Annotated in this window: 15 protein-coding genes; 12 read left to right on the top strand and 3 right to left on the bottom strand. The window is 45.0% G+C overall.

What is annotated here, in order from left to right:
* Positions 1 to 57 precede the first annotated feature (57 nt).
* Both ASD24_RS17980 and yhbH read right to left on the bottom strand, forming a co-directional pair.
* On the bottom strand, positions 58 to 1494 hold the full coding sequence (locus ASD24_RS17980; RefSeq protein WP_056698427.1) for a SpoVR family protein: 1437 nt from the start codon (positions 1492 to 1494) through the stop codon (positions 58 to 60).
* A complete protein-coding gene (yhbH, locus tag ASD24_RS17975; protein ID WP_056698424.1) occupies positions 1491 to 2657 on the bottom strand; it encodes a sporulation protein YhbH in 1167 nt (388 codons plus the stop codon). The genes ASD24_RS17980 and yhbH overlap by 4 nt, the downstream gene beginning before the upstream one ends.
* A 394-nt stretch (positions 2658 to 3051) precedes the next feature.
* Here yhbH and ASD24_RS17970 point away from each other — a divergent pair, with 394 nt between their 5' ends.
* The 9 genes from ASD24_RS17970 (at position 3052) to ASD24_RS17935 (ending at position 13314) form a co-directional block, all read left to right on the top strand.
* A complete protein-coding gene (locus ASD24_RS17970) occupies positions 3052 to 4389 on the top strand; it encodes an MFS transporter (protein ID WP_056698419.1) in 1338 nt (445 codons plus the stop codon).
* A gap of 473 nt (positions 4390 to 4862) precedes the next feature.
* On the top strand, positions 4863 to 6137 hold the full coding sequence (locus ASD24_RS17965) for a sulfotransferase family protein (RefSeq protein ID WP_082560449.1): 1275 nt from the start codon (positions 4863 to 4865) through the stop codon (positions 6135 to 6137).
* A complete protein-coding gene (locus tag ASD24_RS17960) occupies positions 6134 to 8065 on the top strand; it encodes an asparagine synthase-related protein (protein WP_056698412.1) in 1932 nt (643 codons plus the stop codon). The genes ASD24_RS17965 and ASD24_RS17960 overlap by 4 nt, the downstream gene beginning before the upstream one ends.
* Before the next feature lie 63 nt (positions 8066 to 8128).
* The gene (locus tag ASD24_RS30370) at positions 8129 to 8269 is read left to right on the top strand and encodes a paeninodin family lasso peptide (RefSeq protein WP_174715277.1); all 141 of its coding nucleotides are present in this window, start codon (positions 8129 to 8131) and stop codon (positions 8267 to 8269) included.
* Between the two features lie 217 nt (positions 8270 to 8486).
* The gene (locus ASD24_RS17955; protein ID WP_056698407.1) at positions 8487 to 9434 is read left to right on the top strand and encodes a hypothetical protein; all 948 of its coding nucleotides are present in this window, start codon (positions 8487 to 8489) and stop codon (positions 9432 to 9434) included.
* Complete coding sequence (locus tag ASD24_RS17950; RefSeq protein ID WP_056698404.1) at positions 9431 to 9730, top strand: lasso peptide biosynthesis PqqD family chaperone; 300 nt, start codon at positions 9431 to 9433, stop codon at positions 9728 to 9730. Before ASD24_RS17955 ends, ASD24_RS17950 begins: the two co-directional genes overlap by 4 nt.
* A 3-nt stretch (positions 9731 to 9733) precedes the next feature.
* Positions 9734 to 10228: a lasso peptide biosynthesis B2 protein gene (locus ASD24_RS17945; RefSeq protein ID WP_235540649.1), complete on the top strand. Its 495-nt coding sequence runs from the start codon at positions 9734 to 9736 to the stop codon at positions 10226 to 10228.
* Positions 10218 to 11405, top strand: coding sequence for a nucleotidyltransferase domain-containing protein (locus tag ASD24_RS17940; RefSeq protein ID WP_056698402.1), 1188 nt, complete (start codon positions 10218 to 10220; stop codon positions 11403 to 11405). Before ASD24_RS17945 ends, ASD24_RS17940 begins: the two co-directional genes overlap by 11 nt.
* Before the next feature lie 4 nt (positions 11406 to 11409).
* Positions 11410 to 13314, top strand: coding sequence for an ABC transporter ATP-binding protein (locus ASD24_RS17935; RefSeq protein WP_056698399.1), 1905 nt, complete (start codon positions 11410 to 11412; stop codon positions 13312 to 13314).
* 170 nt (positions 13315 to 13484) lie between these two features.
* Here ASD24_RS17935 and cysC read toward each other — a convergent pair whose 3' ends face one another.
* The gene (gene cysC / locus ASD24_RS17930; RefSeq protein ID WP_056698396.1) at positions 13485 to 14129 is read right to left on the bottom strand and encodes an adenylyl-sulfate kinase; all 645 of its coding nucleotides are present in this window, start codon (positions 14127 to 14129) and stop codon (positions 13485 to 13487) included.
* A gap of 162 nt (positions 14130 to 14291) precedes the next feature.
* Here cysC and ASD24_RS17925 point away from each other — a divergent pair, with 162 nt between their 5' ends.
* The 3 genes from ASD24_RS17925 to pdaA all read left to right on the top strand — a co-directional run bounded on the left by ASD24_RS17925 (position 14292) and on the right by pdaA (position 17331).
* Positions 14292 to 15521: a glycosyltransferase family 2 protein gene (locus tag ASD24_RS17925; RefSeq protein WP_056698392.1), complete on the top strand. Its 1230-nt coding sequence runs from the start codon at positions 14292 to 14294 to the stop codon at positions 15519 to 15521.
* Between the two features lie 131 nt (positions 15522 to 15652).
* Positions 15653 to 16459: a hypothetical protein gene (locus tag ASD24_RS17920; protein ID WP_056698389.1), complete on the top strand. Its 807-nt coding sequence runs from the start codon at positions 15653 to 15655 to the stop codon at positions 16457 to 16459.
* Positions 16460 to 16551: 92 nt separating this feature from the next.
* Complete coding sequence (gene pdaA / locus ASD24_RS17915; protein WP_056698387.1) at positions 16552 to 17331, top strand: delta-lactam-biosynthetic de-N-acetylase; 780 nt, start codon at positions 16552 to 16554, stop codon at positions 17329 to 17331.
* The last annotated feature ends 127 nt before the right edge of the window (positions 17332 to 17458 follow it).

The following is a 17458-nucleotide window of genomic DNA, read 5'->3' as shown; positions in this document are numbered from 1 at the left end:
AAGAATGTGAATAATTAAATCCACTCGGGTTCATTAAGTAATCAAAGTGAGGACATATCACATAAACTTGCGATGGTGCTTCTTGCCATCATAGGTGAACCAGATTGGTTTATCCTCTACACGGGTTTCCAGATGCACTGTGCGCCCCCATAGCTTGTAGAGATAAGGGAGGGTGCGCTCCATATATTTAAGATCCAGCTCAATGCCTTCATATTGATGTTTGAGGACAAGCTCGCCGGTTCGCAAATAGTCTGCGTCTTGAACAACGAGGTAAGGAGAGCCGCCGTTCACGCGTGAGAATACAAGCTGATCGCGTATGTTTTCCCAAGACTTGTCGGTGATTTTCCAGTCTGGGCCCTTTTTCTCAAAAACGTATAGGTCAAGGTCTTCCGTTAATTGTTTGGTCATGTAATTGCGGATAAACGAGGTGTCTGAATCGAACTCACGAACCTCGAACATTTTGGCACGACCCATACCCGGTTTGCGTCCAAAGCGTTCCCGCTCTTCCTTAGATGGATGATCCCATCGGTGCTCAATATCCTCGAATATTTTAAGTCCTAGATAATATGGATTCAGGCTTTGTTTGGACGGCTGCACGACAGAGGAATTCAGCTTGGCGAATTCAATGGTATCTTCACTACTGAGATCCAATTCGCGTATAATGCGTTGATGCCAGTACGAAGCCCAGCCTTCGTTCATGATTTTGGTTTCCATCTGCGGCCAGAAATAAAGCATTTCTTCGCGCATCATACTCATGATATCCCGCTGCCAATCCGTTAACACTTCGGAAAACTCTTGGATGAACCACATCACATCTTTTTCCGGCTCAGGGGGGAAGTGATGGACTTTAATTCCATCTGCAGGAGTTGCCTCATCCTGTCTATCGTCCAGAGCCCATAAATCGTCATAACGCCCTTCGGGTCTAGGCGCTTTCTCCCCACGCTGTTCACGTATCTTCATTTCCATGTAACGTTGTTTGTCCAATTGACGGGGCTTGATGAGCTGTGGATCAACATGCTCCTGAATGGCAATGACAGCATCGATGAAGGCTTCCACGGCCTCCGTACCGTATTCCATCTCATAGTTGCTGATCCGGTCGGCTGTCGCTGCCATGCTCTCGACCATATTTCGGTTTGACTTAGAGAAGCGGGCATTGTTTTTGAAAAAGTCACAGTGCGCAAGCACGTGTGCCACAATGAGTTTATTTTGAATAAGGGAGTTTCCGTCGAGCAAGAAGGCGTAACAAGGGTTAGAGTTGATCACAAGCTCGTATATTTTGCTAAGTCCAAAATCGTATTGCATCTTCATCTTATGAAAGGTTTTGCCAAAGCTCCAGTGGCTGAAACGAGTAGGCATGCCATAGGCGCCAAAGGTATAGATGATGTCTGACGGGCAAATTTCGTAACGCATGGGGTAGTAATCTAGGCCGAATCCATCGGCAATCTCCATAATTTCGGCAATGGCATATTCAAGGTCGCGGATTTCATCGGTCATCCTACACTGCCTCCTTCGCGTTTCTGAAAAAAGCTGCGCAAAGCTTTGTATACTTCGCCTTTTTCTTTGATCACATAATACATGAACTGGTCCATCTTGATATGGCGATAAGCAGACATGAGTGTACTGCTGCGATTGTATTGGTTCACTTCTCCATAACCGAACATGTTACTTCGTTTCATTAACTCGCCGATCAGCTTCACACAACGCTCGTTGTCAGAGGTTAGATTATCCCCATCAGAGAAATGAAAAGGATAGATGTTGTAGCTGGAAGGAGGGTAACGTGAATCGATAATATCCAGTGCTTTCATATATACGGAGGAACAGATGGTGCCCCCGCTCTCGCCGCGGGTGAAGAATTCCTCTTCGGTGACCTCTTTAGCTTCGGTATGATGAGCAAGAAACACAATTTCGACCTTCTCATATTGACGACGCAGGAAACGAGTCATCCAGAAGAAGAAGCTGCGTGCGCAGTATTTTTCGAAAGAGCCCATCGACCCTGAAGTATCCATCATCGCAATAATGACAGCGTTGGATTGTGGAATGATCTTATCTTCCCACGTCTTATACCGCAGATCGTCAGGACTGATGTGATGAATGCCGGGATTGCCCGTTGTTGCATTTCGGCGTAAGTTCTCCAAAATGGTTCGTTTCTTATCAATGTTAGACTGCATTCCTTTTTTGCGAATATCGTTGAAGACGACCGTATGTGTCTCGATGAGATCTTTGTCCTTCTGTTTCAGATCTGGAAGCTCCAGTTCTGCAAATAACATATCTTCCAATTCCTCTATGCTAACTTCCGCTTCCACGATGTCATGACCGGGCTGATCGCCGGCTTTTTCGCCTTTTCCTGGCTTCTGCGACGCAGGATCACGACCGATGACGTCACCGACCTGACTGTCACCATCACCTTGCCCCACATGTTTTTGCTTCTGGTAGTTATACACAAAACGGTACTCATCCAGACTGCGGATTGGTACCTTGATGATTTGTTTTCCATCAGACATGATGATGTTTTCCTCCGTGATTAGATCCGGAAGATTTTGCTTAATGACATCTTTAACCTTTTGCTGATGGCGCTGTTGGTCCTGGTACCCTTTGCGGTGAAGCGACCAATCTTCCCGGGATACGACGAACGAGTAAGGCTGGTGTGAATTTGACATGTAGGCACCCCCCATTGATTACGCGGCACAGTTTGGCCTGTCGGTAATTAAGTATATTCACGGGCGGGGACGATATGTGATGAGAGAGCATATAAAATGATACATTTATGAAGCGAGTAGCATTGAATCATTCGGAATAGTCGCATCCTGTGGGACGTTAAGGGCTTTTTAGACTATTTTGATTGGAATACATGTTGTAGCACGATTTCATTGCGATAATTTACAAAAAGCGGGAACAAGTATGATAAACTTCCTTTAGAATAGAAAGGTGCGAGTTCATAAAGTTCGTTGTTACAAGGTGTGTTTTATAAGCCATAACGGACATTTGGAACAACCTCGAAATGGAATTGATCCGGCATCCCATATGAGGATGTATGCAAAGGAAGGGTTTTATTTGGAGAAACGGGCGGTTAAAGCTTGGATTATGTATGATTGGGCTAATTCGGCTTATGCAACAACAGTGCTAGCGGCTGTGCTTCCTGTCTTCTATGCTTCAGTAGCAGCAGCGACACTAGATGCGGATACAGCCGCGTCTTATTTGGCGTACACGCATTCCATTGGTATGTTATGCGTAGCTTTACTCACGCCTTTATTAGGCACGCTTTCCGATTTATCGGGACGTAAAGGGGACTTCCTGCGAGTATTTGCCTTAATAGGCATAATGGCTACACTGGGATTCAGTATTGTAGGAGAAGGAGACTGGCTTCTGGCATCCGTACTGCTTATTATTTCTACGATAGGTTTTGCAGGCGGTAATACATTTTATGATGCAATGTTGCCTGATCTTGTACCGATCGAACGGCGTGAGATGATCTCTTCGAAGGGGTATGCATATGGTTATATCGGCGGAGGTTTGTTGTTAGCACTCAACTTGTTAATGATACAACAGCCAAGCTGGTTTGGCTTGGACAGTACATTAGCAGGTACTCGGCTTGCCTTTGTCTCTGTAGCGATCTGGTGGTTGCTGTTTTCTATCCCAATCTTCCGCTTCGCTCCACGCCGTCCTGCGGCAAGAGATTTACCACAATCATGGGGAGGATATGCCCGAGTAGGTGCACGCAGACTACGTCAAACCTTCAAACAGATGTTACGTTTTCCTCAATTAATACGGATGTTGGTTGCCTTTTGGTTTTTTAATGATGGAATTAATACCATTATCCTGATGGCGACTATTTATGGGACAAGCATCGGTATTGGGACTACGGATCTAATGCTTGCGCTGTTAATCACCCAATTTGTTGGTTTCCCATGTACGTTATTACTGGGGGCTTGGGCACAGCGTTGGGGAGCTAAACCAATATTGCTGGTAAGCTTGTCGGTGTACATATGTATCGTTATTCTCGGTTATTTCATGACAGAGGCGCTTCATTTCTATATACTTGCCGGGCTTGTTGGTGTGGTACAGGGCGTCAGTCAGTCTACGGCCCGTTCCTTGTTCAGTAATCTGATGCCTTCTGGCAGGACAGGGGAGTATTTTGGATTCGTCAACATAACAGGCAAATTTTCCTCTATCTTTGGACCGTTTGTGTTCGGACTGGTAGGTCAATTAACGGGTTCAAGTCGCTGGGGGATACTGTCTTTAATTTTCTTCTTTGTTGCAGGCATCGCCTTCTTGTTAACGGTCAAAGTACAGCAGGGAATCACGGATGCTCAGCTTGCGGACCAGGAGGATCAGAAGCAGTGGGGCAGACACGCGCTCAAGGTTGGATCAGATATCAATGTATCAGGATAACTTCAAGCGTAGCACTGGGATAACAGCGATCGGAAGGTTGTTCTGTCATCGGAGTGGCAAGTGTAAATATTCTATAGTTCAATTCACATATCAGCTAAACATGAGATTATGAATCCTATCTGTCACTGGAATCCATCTCATAATCCTATAGAGCTTCAGGTCAGTTCATTCGTTGAACAGATCCTGGAGTTTTTTTATTTGGCGACAAGTCATAAATGAGAAGATGACCGGAATAGGTATGGAGGGGTGATTCAACAACGGTAGCAACGAAGATTCGCACGAAAATTATGAAAAATTGAAAATAAAAGATTGACATGATACATTTTGTATCATAGAGTAAAACTATGAATACATAACGTATCAAAAACGTTGTCGAAAGTACATATATTGTCTAGGCATACGAAATCACGTCTGATCCTCGAGCTTTCTTGAGTATACCAACTGCATGCTTATTATATAAACAAAAGGAGAGGATGCCATTGGTAGATATTCAAGGTAACGGACTTGTATTTTTACTTTGTGTCCCTCGCAGTGGAAGTTCACTCTCCACCGTCATGTTACAAAATCACAGCCGCATATTTGCCACGCAAGAGATGTGGTTCCTAATGAGTCTGGTTGATCTGGCCAAAGCAGAACCTCGCCCCTATGGTGGGAATGCCATCATTCGTCAGTTCTATAGCGCGATGGTGTCTGAGGATGTATTTGAACAAGCATGTCGAAGATTCGCCCTAGAAATCTATAATGGTTTCCTACAAGGCAGCGGGGCAGACTTCGTTGTAGATAAATCTCCGCGTTACTATTATATGCTGGAATGGCTTGATCGTCTCTTTCCACAGTCCAAGCGAATTCATCTCCAGCGTAATCCACTTTCCATTGCTGCATCATTCAAAAAAGTTAACCGTAACTCAGGCAATGGATTCGAACTCATTCAGAGTTTACAAAGTCCCGAATTGAATATGAGAGCCGTTGACCTGACCTTAGGTTTGCTCAGACTAAATGATTACTTTGAGGTAGAGCATCCTCAAGCTTATGAGATAAAGTATGAACAACTCGTCGCAAGCCCCAAGGACGAACTGGAGAAGCTATGTACCTTTCTCGGGATCGCCTATGAAGAGGGCATGGAGCAATATGGACGGTTTGTGGATACGACGAAATCCAATATGTTCTACAGCATGGGTGTAGGCGATCCGTTCTTGGCATCACATCAGGAAGCACACAAGGATTCAATTAACAACTGGAAAAGTATACTTGATCGTCAAGAAGTTGAGCTATATTGCCGAACCATTGGAGCAGATTTGTTTCATCGAATGGGGTACAGCCAGCAGTTAGAGGAAGCGGAGCAGTGGACGGGTGTACGTTATGAAGCCAGTGCAGATCAAGAAATTGTGGAACGACTTACACGTCAATTCACAAAAGCAACCGGATGTGAGTGGCAGCCTCATTACCGAATAAAGCCTGAAGCTGCAGCAGTACGGTCCGAACATGAAAGAACAGATGCCACAGATACACAGCAAGCATCAGCACCCGATCCAACGCTAGCTGCATTAGCAACGATAAGGCAATTGGAAGCTGCATTACGGGCTGCGGATCATCGGTTAGAGCGAGGATATAACGAGCGCGAGAGATTAAAGCTGCAACTAGCCTCGACGCAAAGCAAGATACAGCGGATCAAATCCTTGATTCCATTTGGTCATCAGCTTAGTGCCTGGGCATCCCAGCGCAAGATTCTACGGGGAGGAAAGTCATGAGCGCCATTGCGGGGATTGTTCACACCGAGGGTCAAGAAGCATTGTGGGAAGATAGTTGGCGGTTGTATGCCAGCTTGGGTCATATTCCAGCAGACACGACAGGGGTGTGGAAAGGCAATGAAGCATTCCTAAGCTGTCATGCACAGTGGATTACACCAGAGTCAGTTCATGAAAAAATACCTTTATATGACGAGGCTAGCGGCCTCTCTATTACCGCTGATGCTATCTTGGACAATCGGGAGCAATTAGCAGACCAATTGCAGATATCCAGAAGAGAGTTAGCCGAGTTGGCAGATAGTGAGTTAATTCTAAGAGCATATCAACGATGGCAGACAGATGTGACAAGCAAACTGCTTGGAGACTTTGCTTTTGCTATCTGGGATGATCGCAAGCGTACGTTGTTTGCGGCTAGAGATATTACGGGCATGAGATCCCTGTACTATCGCCATGATGGACAGCGCTTTGCCTTCTGCACCCTAATGAATCCTCTGTTGTCTTTGGAGGGTGTTTCCAAAGAATTAAGCGAATCCTGGTTATCTGAGTTTCTCGCGATCCCCGCAATGCATGGCGCAGCAGACATTCAATTGACTGCATATCGGGGTGTGAGGCAACTGCCTCCGGCTCATACGTTACTTTTTCGAGACGGTAAGGTCGAGTTGAATCAGTATCATCGCTGGGATGAGGTTGAACCACTTCGCCTCAAATCGGATGGAGAGTATGTAGAAGCATTCCGTGATGTTTTTGCACAAGCTGTAAGCACACGATTGCGGACTCATCGGCAAGTCGCTGCTGCCTTAAGTGGTGGCCTTGACTCAGGAGCGGTTGTTGGTTTTGCCTCAGGTACATTGCGAAGCCAAGGGAAAAAGCTGAACGCCTATAGTTATGTGCCTGTGTCTGATTTCAAAGATTATACACCCAAAACATTGCTTGCAGATGAACGACCTTTCATTCGATCTACGGTGAATCATGTAGGCAACATTTCGGAGAATTATCTGGATTTTGAAGGCAGAAGTCCCTTCAGTGAAGTGGATACATGGCTTGAGATGATGGAGATGCCGTATAAATTTTTTGAAAATTCGTTCTGGATTCGCGGCTTTTACGAAAAGGCCAGTGAGCAGGATGCGGGCGTTTTACTCACTGGAGCAAGGGGCAACTTTACGATCTCTTGGGGACCGGCACTAGAATATTACGCAAGCTTAATGCGAAGTGGACGCTGGGTGAGACTATTCAAAGAAATGAAGCAATATAGTGAACGTACAGGGATGAAATTTTCACGGATTGCTCGAATCACAGCGCAGAAGGCGTATCCAGAGCGATTTCAGTCATCTCGAAGTGGTGGAATTCCACACGCAACCAATCAATTGATTCATCCTGAATTCGCCCAAAAAACAGGCGTGTTGGATCGTTTGGGCTCACTGGTTGTGCTACAAGGTGGCGCCCAGGCAGACGCCCTGAAAGTGAGAGCAGAGAAGTTCAACAATCTGGCGATTGCGAGCAAAAATGGGGCAATGGCAACAAAATGTTCACTCCGTTATCGTGCCTGGGAACGAGATCCTACGAGTGATGCACGTGTGATACAGTTTTGTCTCTCTGTACCGATTGAGCAGTATGTTAATCAAGGTACAGACCGATCATTAATCCGCCGGGCAACGTCACCCGAGTTACCGGATAATGTGAGACTGAATCAGCGTGTACGAGGTGTTCAGCCAGCCGATTGGTTACATCGCATGATTCCGGATTGGGGAGCATTCACAAGTGAAATTCGGGCATTGTGTTCTGATAGTCGAGTAGCTGGCATATTAAACACGGATCGAATCTATGCAGCTCTTCAAAACATACCTCAGCCTCGTCCTGAGCTTGCATCGCATCCTGACTTGCGCTTAATGATGCATAGCCTCATTGTGTATCGGTATATCCGGCAATTCTGATACCGGATGGTGCTATTGATTGGTGCCTAATCCAACATGCACTCATGAAAGGGGGTGAACACAATGCAAATCGAAAAAAAGCAATGGCAAGCTCCAGCACTTGAAGTTTTGGAAGTAAACCAAACCCTCGCAGGTAAAGGTTACAGACAAATCGACTGGATCACAGAACACGATGCTGATCTGTATGATCCACCTGTTTCCTAAGTAAGAAGCTATAAGCATTGTCATTATACTTAAAGGGCGGAAAGGCAATAGCTTTCTTTTCGCCTCCGCCCTTATATTAAGCAACACCAATATAAGGGCTTTTTTTACTTTTTTTTAAGAGGCCGTACCGTTCAAAAATACGTTAGCTCTTATGCTTACTGCTGCAAGCAGATGCTTTGAATATGCATGTTTAATAACTTGCCAAGAGGAGGCGTTTATGTTGTCTCTGCGTTATGAAGCTTATGGATTACACTGGATAAGCCAGATTCACATGCCCGAGCTCCGGATTGTGCCAAACGGTCATGAACTGATGACGAAGACCACGGACGTTTACATAGAGTCCACCGACTTAACTGCCCTGTGGGAGTCATGGGATGTGGGGGAAAGTAATTTTGTATGCAGAGTAGGAAGCCTATTTTTTCGGGTAGCTGGAACAGGACTCTTCTTCATGGAGCAAGGACAGCGTATCCTGGTATCTCCTGAACCGGGAGCTGAAGAGAAAAAAGTTCGTTTATACATTCTGGGCACATGTATGGCTGTCATTATGATGCAGCGTAGCATACTTCCACTTCATGGGAGTGCTGTAGTCATTGATGGATGGGCTTATGCATTTGCTGGTCACTCTGGTGCAGGAAAGTCTACATTATCGGCCGCACTTGCCTCACGCGGTTACCCGCTTATGACCGATGATGTGGTTGCACTGACGTGGGATGCAGGCGGAAGAGCCATTGTATCGCCGGGATATCCTCAACAGAAATTATGGCAATCTAGCTTAGATGGTTTCGGGATGAACGAACAGAACTATGCAACCATTCATGCTGAGGTAACAAAATATGCGATACCTGTTCAGCATTATTTTCATGATCGGGCTGTTCCTCTTGCGGGAATATTCGAATTAGACCCGAGGCCGGAGGAAGCTTCAGCAAGCATTCAAATGACAGAAGTCACGGGATTGGAGCGGTTGCATCTATTGTGTACACATACGTTTCGAAGCACGCTTGTATCACGTCAAGGACTCGCACAATGGTTGTTCGAGACCGTCTCTAGGTTGTCGGCAAGTATAGAAGTTCACCGAATTACGAGGTCAGGCTCTGATTTTACGGCGTTTGAAATGGTAGATCGGATCATAGACCATGTACGCAAAGGAGTGTATACAGAACAATGAATATGACCCAACCAATCCAAGAGCAGGATCGCTTTGTACAGAAGGAAGGCCATCTCGTCAGTGATATGGGCGGTGAGAAGGTCATGATGAGCATTCAAAGTGGCAGATATTACAATCTGGGCAGTACAGGGGGACACATCTGGGAGTTGATTGCGGAAGAGCGCACATTGGCGGAGCTGGTGGATGCACTTGCCTCCGAGTATGAGATTGAGCCTGAGATTTGCCGTGTACAGGTTGTTCAGTTTTTGGAGCATTTGACCCGTGAGGGATTAATTAACGTCACCCGTGGAGCATAGAGAATGTTTCGGAAAATGGTTCGCAAAATCAAAGCGTACTTCTCATTGACACGGACTCTACGTCTTATGTTGTGGGAAGCATTCTTCTATCTCGGACTGGCGCGCATTCTCAAAGCAATGCCATTCGCCAAAATTGCTCCAGGGCTCGGCATCCCCATGCATGAAACCCCGATGACTGGTCTGAATCGTAGTCAAATCGTCACCTTACGGAATGTGTCTAAAGCGATTATGCTCGCAAGCAAAATCACACCCTGGCAAAGCCGATGTCTCGTTATGGCTATTGCTGCAATGAAAATGCTAGAACGTCGAAACATTAGTAGTACGCTCTATATGGGAACTGCTCGGAATAAAGAAGGACAGATGATGGCTCACGCCTGGCTCAGAAGTGGGAAACTGATCGTGACTGGAGCTGACACGATGGATCAATACACCGTAGTTGGTGTGTTTGGCAAACAATGTTCAGAGAAGGGATCTGGGGAGATTGTCTATGAATCTTGAATTTGAAGATTATACAACGGGGTTCCCGCAGGAACTCAAGCTGATGTTGTTCATGATCCAAAGTGATCCAACTACTCAACCATCAGCACTAGAAGCGATGGCTGAGAACATCGATTGGAATCTATTTATGCGCTTGGTATACCATCATCGGCTGTATTCGGTGCTATATCTAAAGATCAAACATGGCAATATGTCATTTGTTCCAGCAAACGTTGTGGAAAGTTTCAGGCAGGAGTACACGGCGAATACATTTCGCATGTTACATCTAACAGCAGAGATGGAGCATGTATGCAGTGCCTTGGCTGGACAAGGAATTCGGAATATCACACTGAAGGGACCAGCTCTCGCTCACGATCTGTATGGCGAGATATCGATGCGTACATCGAAGGATCTGGATATCCTTATTCCTTTGGAGAATGTAGCAGCCGCAGAGGAAGTGCTAGAGACCCTTGGGTATGTAACGAAGGAAGGCAGACGTATTACCGCAGTTCAGAGCTGGAAATGGCGAGAACATCATGTGTGTTATATGCATCCGGTCAAACGAACACAGGTAGAGGTTCATTGGCGCCTGAATCCAGATTCCGGCAAAGAGTCAGATTTTGAGGTGTTGTGGAAACGAAGCCGATTGAGCCCGTATACTCAAACTCCTGTTCGAATGCTGGAGAGAGAAGATCTATGGGTTTACCTGGTGACACATGGTGCAAGACACGGCTGGTTCCGATTACGCTGGCTCTTGGATATTGATCAGATGATCCGTACGATGCCGATGGATACGAATCTTCTAACGAAACGTCTGAAAGCGGAGGGACGTATGGCGATTGGAACGCAAGCTCTGCGATTAGTCTCAGCTCTGCTGAATACACCTCTGAATTCGAGCTATCATACGCTGTTATCCCTGAATTCCAAGACAGGAGATCGGCTTGCAAGACACGGTGTGCTGTTTATGCATGAGATGGTTGAAAGCCCTGCACACGTGAAGAGTTACCAGTCCTATCTGTTTGCGCTGAGAAGTCGGAGACAGAAAATGTTTTTTTTCATTGAACGATTGTATCCAAGCACTTGGGATGTGGAACAGTTTCCGCTTCCACGTTATTTGCACTTTTTATATTTTCCGTTACGTCCGTTCCTCTGGTTCTGGCGTCGAATGAAAAGGAACACGATGGCGGAAAGGGGATAACACGATGCTCTCAGAACTTCAATTTTATATGCGTAAATTACGTAGTGTAACTGGACCCGTACTCTATTGGAATCTACTGGGGATGATCAGTATCAGCTTGATGGAAGGCATCGGCATTTATATGTTAGTTCCGATGTTGAGCTTAATTGGAGTATTCCAGCTGAATTCGGCCGGTATTCAGATCCCGTGGATCTCTGATGCCTTAAGTGGGTTATCTCAGAACAATCAGTTGCTCCTGGTACTTATAACTTTTGTTGTTATCCTCTCAGGTCAGGCATGGTTGCAGCGTCTGCAGACGATTCGAAACACCAAAATCCAGCAGCAGTTTATACGGACACTACGCCTAGAAACCTATCGTTCAATCCTCGCGGCGGGCTGGCCTTTTTTTCTCCGAAAAAGAAAATCCGATTTTAACCATATATTAACGACTGAACTGGCACGGGTTAGCCAAGGTACGAATATTATGCTGCAAATGGCGGCCTCGTTAATCTTTACGGGTATTCAGATCGGTCTTGCTTTCTGGTTATCAGCCAAACTAACCACACTTGTACTGGTTTGTGGATTAGTGCTGTTCTTCGTTCTAAGGAAGTTCGTCAAACGTGCTAAGCAAATCGGAGATCAGACATCTGAATTCTCGCAACATTATTACCACGGGTTAACAGAACATTTTAACGGGATAAAAGATATCAAAAGTAACATGCTCGAAAATTCTCATATTAATTGGTTTGACGGCATGTGCAAACGAATCGAGCGTAATGTTATCCAGTTTAGCAAGCTTAATAGTGGAACTCAGTTTATCCACAAGGTATCTTCAGCCGTAATTATTGCTGCGTTCATCTATCTCTCGATGCGTGTCCTAAATGTACCCCCAGCAAGTCTGCTGCTTATTATTCTTATTTTCTCTCGTTTGTGGCCGAGATTCACTTCGATCCAGTCTAATCTGGAGTATATCAGCTCCATGCTGCCCGCATTTCGGATTGTTCGTGAGTTACAGCTGGAGACGGAGAAAAGTCGTGAAATACATAATACCCTCACAGGTGCGGCATATCAGCCTGACTCTGATAAGTCCAGTCCTGGTCCGCGTTCCATGCGGATGAAAGCCCAAGCCCAAGTGAGCACAAGTGGTATGGTGGAGGATATGCGTCCCATTCAGCCCTTGGAATTACTGCGCTCCATTAGCTGTGAGCATGTGAATTATCGTTATGAAGGAAGTAATACGTATGCTCTTCGTGAAGCGAATGTCACAGTCCCGGCTAAAGGCATGACGGCTATTGTAGGTAAATCTGGTGCGGGAAAGAGTACTCTGATCGATCTTATTATGGGTCTGATTCGACCAGAGAGTGGTCAGATTCTTATTGATGGTGAACCTCTCACCGAAAGCTCATTGCTTGCATGGCGAAGCTCCATTGGGTATGTGCCCCAAGATCCATTTTTGTTTCATACCAGCATTCGTGAAAACTTACGTTTAGTTGACCCAGAAGCCAGCGAAGAACAGATGTGGCAAGCGTTGCAGTTCTCGTCTTCGGCGTCCTTTGTACGTAAATTACCACAGGGTCTAGATACGGTTATTGGTGATCGTGGCATAAGGTTATCCGGCGGTGAACGTCAACGGTTAGTGCTTGCTCGTGTGATGTTACGCAATCCTTCCATGCTGGTATTAGATGAAGCGACAAGTGCATTAGACAGTGAAAATGAACAACATATTCATGAAGCGCTCGAACGCTTAAGAGGGCATGTGACGATCATCGTTATTGCCCATCGTTTGTCTACTATTCGTACAGCCGATCGTGTCATTGTCCTGGATGAAGGCCAGGTTATTCAGCAGGGCGGCTACCAGCAGCTGTCCACCGATCCTGTAGGAACCTTCAGTAAGTTGCTCAACATGCAGGCAGGAGTAGTAGGTCAGTAGGTGGAGGGCAATAGGTGTTGAGAGGGTGTAAGCATTATTTCATGTTGTGCATGGTAAAGAGGCGCAGACTATAGCTGCGCCTCATATCTTTAACATGTGTCTGCGAACTGACACATACAACGTAATACCTTCTACCTTCAATCTTTGAACATAAAAACTGCCATATGAGTTTATCCGTTCCGGTTCGTGGTTGTAGACAGAGGAAGTTGTAGAGAACCGGTCTGCTCTAGATGTCTTACGATCTCAGCTACAGCTTCGTCCAAAGAGAGCAGTTCCGTATCGATAATGAGCGAAGGTTCCTCAGGAATATCATAAGGTGCGGAGATTCCAGTGAAATGGGGGATATCCCCGTTACGAGCTTTCTTGTATAAACCTTTGGGATCACGCCGCTCACATTCCTCAATAGAACAACGAACATAGATTTCAATAAAATCACCAGGCTCAAATAACTGCTTGACCATTTCGCGATCCTCTGCGTGAGGAGAAATAAAAGCTGAGAGAACAATCAGTCCAGCATCCACCATCAGCTTAGATACTTCACCAATACGGCGTAGGTTCTCTTGACGATCCGTGGCGGTAAAACCAAGATCCCGATTAAGTCCATGACGCACATTATCCCCATCCAGCACATAACAACGTATTCCTGCGTCGTACAGATGCTTCTCTAACGCAAAGGCAAGGGAGGACTTCCCTGCACCGGAAAGACCTGTGAACCACAGTGTACGGCTGCGGTGACCATTGCGATACTCGCGTTCTTGTCGATCTAAGCTGGATTGTTGCCAGGTAATATTACGTTCTTCTCTCGTCACAGACATCCGCCTCTTCCTATGTAGAATATGTATAATATTTTAACATCTTTTCAAGATTGTAGCATCAAATTATACCTATCAATCATAGGCTATGTAAGGTATTTATTCTCAAGTAACAACCTATTTCTGCATCATAATATGGTATGGAATGGAGAGATCATAGGGAGCATGTTAAGTTCAATTTTGATCGCGCTGCAGGTCGTGATTTTAATCTGGTTTGGGTATTGGTTTATCATATCGTTGTTTGGATTCGGCAAAGCGAAACCGATGGAAATGCGTGCTGCAAAGAGTCGGTTTTTGCTACTTGTTCCTGCTCATAACGAGGAGGTTGTGATCGGAGATCTACTAGACAATCTGAAGATGATTGATTATCCAGCGGAGTTATTCGATATTTGTCTCATTGCCGATAATTGCTCTGATCGCACCGCCGATATTGGTCGTGAAAAGGAAGTCATTGTGCTGGAACACTATTATATGCCTGGTGAACCTAAAGGCAAGCCGTATGCGATGAAATACGCACTAGATATGATCGACCTTGATGATTATGAAGGAATTTGCGTTTTTGATGCAGATAACTTGGTAACTCCGAACTACCTTAAAGAAATGAATAACCATCTCATCGCAGGCCACCGGATCATTCAATGTTATCTGGATACAAAGAATCCTAAGGATAATTTTATTACGATGTCTTATGCAACCAGTTATTATATGATGAATCGCTCGTGGCAGTTAGCCAAATCTCGATTGGGGCTCGGAAATGCAATTGGTGGCACAGGATTCTGCGTGGAACGCCAATTGTTTAACGAGATCGGTTGGACTGCGCGCAGCTTAACCGAAGATTTAGAGTTCACCATGCAGGCATTGTTGAAAGGCGTTAAAACCCATTGGTCTCATTACGCCAAAGTGTATGACGAGAAACCAACGAATTTCTGGTTCAGCTGTGTTCAGCGTTTACGTTGGGCTCGGGGGCATTGGGACGTATGTTTCAAATATGCTTTTCCACTGATCTGGAGAGGTATCACGAAGCGTGACATGTCAGCGATTGATGGGGCGATGTATCTTCTTAACCCAGGGAAAGTAGTTGTCGCTACAGCAATGAGTGTGATGTTTTATATAACTCTGGTATTTGGAAACCAATTGTATGATCCATTTGTGCCGATGTGGTTATATGGAGCGATGATTCTATTTAATGTAGTGTATATTGGTATTGCGCTCCGAGATGCATCTCACAAGATCAATCTATTCAAATCTTATGCAAGTCTGCTCTTCATTAGTTATTCCTACATTCCATTATTTATATGGGCGTTGGTTACTTTTACGAAGCGTGTATGGATTAGGACAGAGCATACCAAGAGCACAAGTTTACAAGAGGTGGAGAAAGCTCAAGCCAGCGCTTAGTTAAACGAGGAAGAGTCATCGGAATCTCAGGCTCCGAGGGACTCTTTTTTTGGTATACTATATGAGGTTGAATTGAACTATATCGAATTGAAGGCTTAAAGCAGTAACAGCTTAGGTGGAGGTTTCTTTGTATGAAAGTAAGTATTACGACATGGCATTCTCAGCAAAATCAAGAAACCTATATGCAGATCGTTTCGATCAAGCGAGGCTTATTATTCTATTTGGCACATACATACGAAACGCTTCATACATCAGGGTCATATGCTTTTGTCATGGAGATTAAACAGATGCAAAAGCTGCAAAAATTGTTGACCCCAAAGATGATCGTTGGGAGTACGCTCTCATCTTCCCTGCGTATAAAATGCAGTGATGGCGTTAAACGCAAATTAGTTATTCAAAAAATCGGACAAGATCACCTTGGAATTTCATTTCATATGGATGACTGTTCATTCCTGACCAATGGAGAAGATTTAGGTGCCATTTATAGAGTTATTACGGATCAAGTATCTCTACTAGGTGTGCAAAAGGATGAAGACTATTGCTGCCACGAACGTGTTACGCTATATTCTCCGCAATCAACAACGCAGTTTGAGTATGAAATTATAGACCGTCGCTTCCATATCGTCATGATGCATAAACAGTTGATAGAGGGTAAGGTGCGCGGGGGAGCCATATATGAATTTTACCTCGATATTCAAGTGTTACTTCAGTTGCAAGATTGGATGAAGCATATGTCCTCTCATTCTCTCAGCGAAGATACATTAACGATTACGTTATCGGGTGCAATGGACATAGACCTCAAGGTGACGCGTTCTGAAAGGGGAGTTCAATTGGACATGATCAAAAAAGACGTTAAACAATGCCAGTTTTCTTTACTACCCGGTGCAGAACTTCAACAATTTGTCCAATACGTTCATGAAGCCATATACTGTTACTAAGAACCCAAATACATATATTTGCTGTCCCTGAGGCATATTACCTGTAGGTGTTTGTATTAAATAAACAATACTCAGGAACAGGGGCGAGTTGGATGAAGCGATTGGTGCTTTACGTGCTGTTAGCGATAGTAGCAACCTGCACGCTGCCGGCACAGATTGAAGCATCGCCGGTGACCGGAGCATATCATTTCGGATTCAAAAAAAGTCAAAATGGACAGTTACCTTCGATCGATCAAGAAGGTTTTAAGGCGATTTTAGAGCAAAATGATGCCATCTTCTTAGGGGATACGAAGCAAAAAGAATTGTACCTCACGTTTGATAACGGATATGAAAATGGGTTTACACCAGCGATTCTGGATGTACTTCGGGATAAAAAAGTGCCTGCGGCTTTCTTTGTTACAGGACATTATCTGAAGGATCAGCCGGAGCTGGTAAAACGAATGGCAGCTGAAGGCCATGTTGTCGGCAACCATTCCTGGAGCCACCCAGACATGACTAGAATCTCGAATGATAAGATCCGAACAGAGCTGGATCAAGTCAAGACTGAAATCAATCGATTAACGGGACAACAAGTGAGTTTCTTACGTCCGCCGCGAGGCATTTTCAATAATCGTACACTTGCAGAGAGTCACGCACAGGGATATGTGAATGTATTCTGGTCTGTGGCGTATAAAGACTGGGATACCAATGTACAACGAGGCGCGGATTATGCACGTCAACAAGTGCTGAAACAGCTGCATCCAGGAGCGGTTATTCTGTTACACTCGGTTTCCAAAGATAACACAGAAGCACTCGGTTCCATTATTGATGAAGCGCGTCGACAAGGATATGTATTTAAACACTTGGATGATCTCAAAACAAAAAGCTACTAATGGAGTTTAATGACAGGTTGAGACAGGATCAACTGTTGTTTTGGGCAAACGTTGACGTTGAGATAAATTGCATCAAAATAAGAATTTAGAAAAATATTATCTGCTTGAATACAGAAGGGCATCCTCA

The sequence above is a fragment of the Paenibacillus sp. Root52 genome, assembly GCF_001426865.1.
GTDB lineage: Bacteria > Bacillota > Bacilli > Paenibacillales > Paenibacillaceae > Paenibacillus.
The sequence above is the reverse complement of the archived record's forward strand: the minus strand, read 5'-3'. Positions and strand labels throughout refer to the sequence as shown.